The organism is Oscillibacter sp. CU971, assembly GCF_905219725.1.
GTDB lineage: Bacteria > Bacillota > Clostridia > Oscillospirales > Oscillospiraceae > Oscillibacter.
Map to the genome: position 1 here is coordinate 1 of NZ_CAJMXG010000218.1, position 4,863 is coordinate 4,863.

The 4,863-nt window shown below is 60.1% G+C and carries 2 protein-coding genes and 1 pseudogene; 2 read left to right on the forward strand and 1 reads right to left on the reverse strand.

What is annotated here, in order from left to right; genetic code table 11:
- Positions 1–3,094 precede the first annotated feature (3,094 nt).
- A complete protein-coding gene (locus JX325_RS12705) occupies positions 3,095–3,868 on the reverse strand; it encodes a hypothetical protein (RefSeq protein ID WP_204791481.1) in 774 nt (257 codons plus the stop codon).
- 137 nt (positions 3,869–4,005) lie between these two features.
- Between JX325_RS12705 and spoVAE the strand changes: the two genes are divergently transcribed.
- Together spoVAE and JX325_RS12715 are read left to right on the forward strand one after the other, a co-directional pair.
- Positions 4,006–4,362: a stage V sporulation protein AE gene (gene spoVAE, locus JX325_RS12710; RefSeq protein ID WP_204791482.1), complete on the forward strand. Its 357-nt coding sequence runs from the start codon at positions 4,006–4,008 to the stop codon at positions 4,360–4,362.
- A 275-nt stretch (positions 4,363–4,637) separates the two neighbouring features.
- Positions 4,638–4,863: pseudogene (locus tag JX325_RS12715) on the forward strand (hypothetical protein); the annotation flags it as partial.

Genomic DNA, 4,863 nt, shown 5'->3' on the forward strand with positions numbered 1-4,863 from the left:
TGGACCATCAAGGGCGACGAGGTCGACCTGGAGCTGGGCACCATCCGCGGCGCGGCTGAGAAGTACGCTCCCGGCGAACTGGTGAGGTACCGCGTTGCCGAGGAAGGCAATGGCGAGTATGAGCTGGTAAAGCCCATGTACCGGACCGAAGGCTCCCTCTATGCCGACGGCTACCGCGCGGCGAAGAACGGCCGCCAGACCTCCTGGGTCGAGCCCGAGGGCGACAAGGACGGAGACGACCAGACCGGCCAGGGCGTCTATAACATCGCTCAGTACGCCCTGCAGGGCGGCAGCGCTGGCAAGTATGCCATCAGCAGCCGGAACACCCTGGTGCCTCTGGAGTTCTATGACTCCGACCGCAGGACGGAGGAGAATGCCTACACGGCGGCCGGCCGCCACCNGAGANACAGCAAGGCCAACAGCAACACNCCGGTCACCGAGAACAGCACCGTTATTAACACCTCTCATAACGACTTCTTCTACGCGGATAGTGCGGCGAATGCTCAGAACTGGACCTACCGCACCGCTCCCTATGACGGCGTGAAGTTCATCTTCGTGGGCTTCGACGAGGCCAACGGCGAGGTGGATACCATCAATGTCCTGGACGGCGCGCAGAACGTCCCCTATACCGAGCTGATTCAGATCAACCGCTGGTGGAAGAACGTCGGCACCAATGGCGACGACTTCGTTGCCAGCCCCGCTGAGGCCTATGTGGACAAGAATGGCCGGGTCAAGGCCGTGGTCATCAAGTCCGACTCCGCCGAGGCGAATCTGAAGGATCTGATGATCATCACCGACANCCGCGGCGCCAACACCTCCACCAAGAGCGTCGGCGCTGAGGCTCCCACCTCCGGCACCTATTACACCCGTCAGTATGTCTCCGGCGAGGATGGGTTCAAGGAAGAGAAGACCGGCTACTTCGACCGCGCCCTCAGCGTGGGAACTGTCGTCACCGGCCGCCTGGATTCCAACAACATCTTCACCACCCGCGTGTTCCACTCCAACGCGTACACCAACCGCAACCCCGACGGCTTCTATGTCAAGGGCATCGGCGCTCTGCGGACCAATGAGGACAAACGGTCCGACTACGCCTTCTATGTCGGCACGACGAANGGCGTCGGCGCGATCCAGTACCTCAGCACCGGCGTGAGCGGCGGAGAGAAGATCCCTGTGAACGACGCGGAGATTCTCANCGACAAGTCTGTCCTGGGCGTTGACACGGGTTATGCCAAGAACGGCCTGATTACGGTCGACAGCACCACCCAGTTNATCGACCTGCGCGACGGCCGTCCCGGCGACATCGACGAGCTGAAGGATCTGTTCGACAAGGAGAAGTGCAACCCCGACACGGTGGAGCTGAAGGTCCTGGTCAACGGCAATAGCAGCAGCGACGGCTTCCGTCATGCCTATGCCATCATGGTCCTGTGGACCAGCACCGGCACCGATGGAGCCACCAGCAGCGAGAGAATGTACTACACTGTTCGGATGAACCTGTCCGGCGACATCCAGACCGTGGTCCGGAGCGTCACCAAGGACGAGTTCACGAACAACCAGACCGCGCCCATCGTGGCTGGTTACAGCCCCAGAATCTCGACTTATAACCTGTCCACCCTGGGCTTTACCTTCAAGNCGNACACCGAGAGCAACGCCGCGGACAACGTGGTTAACCTCTACTATGATCCCGCGACGGTCACCGCTGTNAACGGCCCCGAGAAGGGCACGGTCAAGAAGGGCNCCGAGTCGACCCTGGAAAATGCGGTCGATAAGGTCGAACCCGGCGTCTACACGATCACGGAGAACTTCACTACGCCGAATATGCAGGTCAACAGTGGTACCGACCTGTCCGACTGCCGCGTCTTCAAGTATGTGCGTCCCGTGGCCGGTAAGTACCGCCTGGTCATCGACAACATGACGACTTATTGGGAAGAGGCCACCAGTATGAGCGCCGGACAGGGCAAGTGGGTGGTCCAGGTGACCAACTACATGGACGGCTACTTTGGCAACGCCGGCACGACCGGAACGAACGGCACCCTGGCGGGTGCGGCCCCGACCGCTCTGAAGGATGGCACTCACACCTACTACATCTACCTGGTCAAGGGCGCTAACCCCAACGAGACCACCGAGCTGGTCCAGAGCGGCAACTTCAAGGTTACGGCTCCCACTCCCGTGAACGGGACCGTGAGTGTTGGCGAGACGCCCGNCGCTCCCCAGGTCAACCTGGGTGGTACGATCGATAACAAGCTGAGTGATGCGAGCGGCGACAAGACAAAGGGTCAGCCCCTCACCAGCACCGAGGCCCANGAGGTTCTGAAGCAGATTCTGAACAATGAGCCCGGCGTGTACACCCCCGAGGATTACCACATCGGCAAGGAGAACAATACCGGCGCTGAGATCAGAAGCCCCCTGAACATGGGCAACGGCACGGTGAACCCTGCCGCCTGCCGCCTGTTCACCTGGGAGTCCAGCAAGAGCGGCAAAGTCACTCTGACCATTGACGGTGGCAGGGCCTATGAGGAGAGTTCTTCTACTGAGCGTACCGGCTCCGGCCTGTTCAACGTCCAGGTTGTCATGAGCGGTAGTACGTTCTACAATTCCGGCACCAAGGGAACCATGGGCCACCAGAGTGGCGGCAACCACCCCCTGNCCGCCGGGACCCACACCTACAAGATNACCCAGGCNACCGATGAGGGGACAATCATCCTGATCGCGGGTGAATTCAAGGTCGGCGGCGGTGTGGCTGACTACAACACAAGCACCGATGGCTGGGCCGAGCCCGCTGCCTCCGAGGGTGGCGGCGGCACCAGCTCCGGTGGATCCGATGGCGACGCTTCCAACAACACTCCTGCTACCCCTTCCGGTGATAAGCCTGTCTCCGACGAGGAAGTGACCCCTGTCAAGTCNGCTCCCGTCGACGAGGAACCCAATGCTGAGGATGTTGGCGGAGAGACTCCCGCTCCCGCTCCNGGGGTAGAGGAGCCTGCCGGGGATGTTGGCTCCATTGCTTGAGTGAGTCCTCCATGGCTTTTGTGAGCGATTGAGTTCCCCAAAATCCAAAGCAGCCGGGACCCGCCCCCTTTGGGGGCGGGTCCTCTTTTCATAGAAGGCCATATAAAGTAACGGTGAATTCGGTGGAGGAGACCACTTTGCCGCTGGCAGGGGTGAGTGTGAGGCCGCTGGCTTGGCTGTAATAACAACAGCCGTCGCCGACGCCGCAGTATTTGCCCGTAAATACCAATCCCATAGAGTGGGCGGCGTACTTCATGGGGAAAAAGATAAGGTTGTACGTATACCCGGGGACAACAACGGCCATACCCCGATCCGATGTACCCTGGGTATAAATGCAGTTCCCGATCAGGCTGATGCCTGTCTGGGCATTCAGATAATATGTGTCGCTGTCGGGGCTGACCAAATAGACAGACACGCAGAGGGCGCCGTAGCTGCCGAAGGGATGGTCGGTCATGTCGAAAAGGTAGCAGCTCTTGTCCGGAGCGGGCACGAAGCCCTTGCCCCTGGGAAGGGCGATGCGGGACCAGCCCAGCTTGGTGTTTTGGAGATTCGTGTCCGCGTTTTGCAGGGTCGCTTTCAGCTTCTCCAGGCTGGCGGAGGTAGGCAGTCCGGCCACGGTTCCGCCCAGGGCGGAAAGCTGTTCCCCCAGCCCGGAAACCTGCCCGTCCAACGTGGTGATCTGCCCGCCCAGGGTGGTAATCTGACTGTCAAGGCCGGAGACCTGCCCCACCAGCCCGTCGGCCCGCGCGTCCAGCCCGGCCAGGGCGGCGGCGATTTTTAAGTTGTCGGCGTTGAAGTCCTCCATGCGGATGCGGTCGGAGAGATCCCATTGGTTCAATTCATACTGGTCTGTTTGCTTCATAAAAATAACCTCCTGTTTTGATATATGGTTGTACCTAAACAAGGAGGGCCATGAAGGAAGAGTTGCCGGAAAACGTGCAACCCGGCCGCATAAAACCGCCCCGCCGGGAGAAGCTACCGGAAAAGGGAGGTTTTTTCATGGATTATTTGAACGCGTTCCTGTGCGGCGGCCTGCTTTGCGCCATCGGGCAGATACTGATCGATAGGACCCAGCTGACCCCGGCCCGGATTCTAACGGGCTACGTGGTAGCCGGGGTAATCCTCAGCGCCGTGGGGCTTTACGAACCCCTGGCTCAGTGGGGCGGCGCGGGAGCGACGGTGCCCCTGACGGGCTTCGGCCATCTCTTGGCCAAGGGAGTCCGCAAGGCGGTGGACATGGACGGCTGGCTGGGGGTCCTCACCGGGGGCCTGACGGCCGCGGCGGGCGGCGTAGCCGCCGCGACGTTCTTCGCCGCCGTCATGGCGTCGGTGTTCAAGCCCAGCACGAAGCGCTGAAAAATCCCCTTGCCTTTTCCAGGCGGGTGTGGTATACTNATACTTGCCAAAAGCTAGTGAGGATAGCATGGTTTCACACAGCAAAAACAAACTCCCGGAGAGGTAGGCTCTCTCCGGGAGTTTGTTTCGCTTAGCTGCCTCTGCTGTGCCGGTCAAGCCATTTGCAAATGAGGCCGGGAAGCCGTCAAAAATCTGTCATAAAATTGTTACCCCTTTTTGCCGGAGAATCTGCTATACTAAGACCACAGATTTTTCGACAGAAAGGAACCGACGCCATGCGCCGATTATGCATCCTCGGATTGTGCTTCCTCTTCCTGACCGCCTGTGCTTCCGCCCCTCCGGCGGCAGAGGAGCCGCCCCCGCCGGAACCGGAAATTCAAGAGCCGGAGCCGCCCCCCGCCCCCCTCCAGGAGGTGTCTCTTATACACAACTTCGAGCCCAAGCGAGGGACTCCTACACTGTATGCCGACCTCTTCTTGAAAACAAAAAAACACAATATTC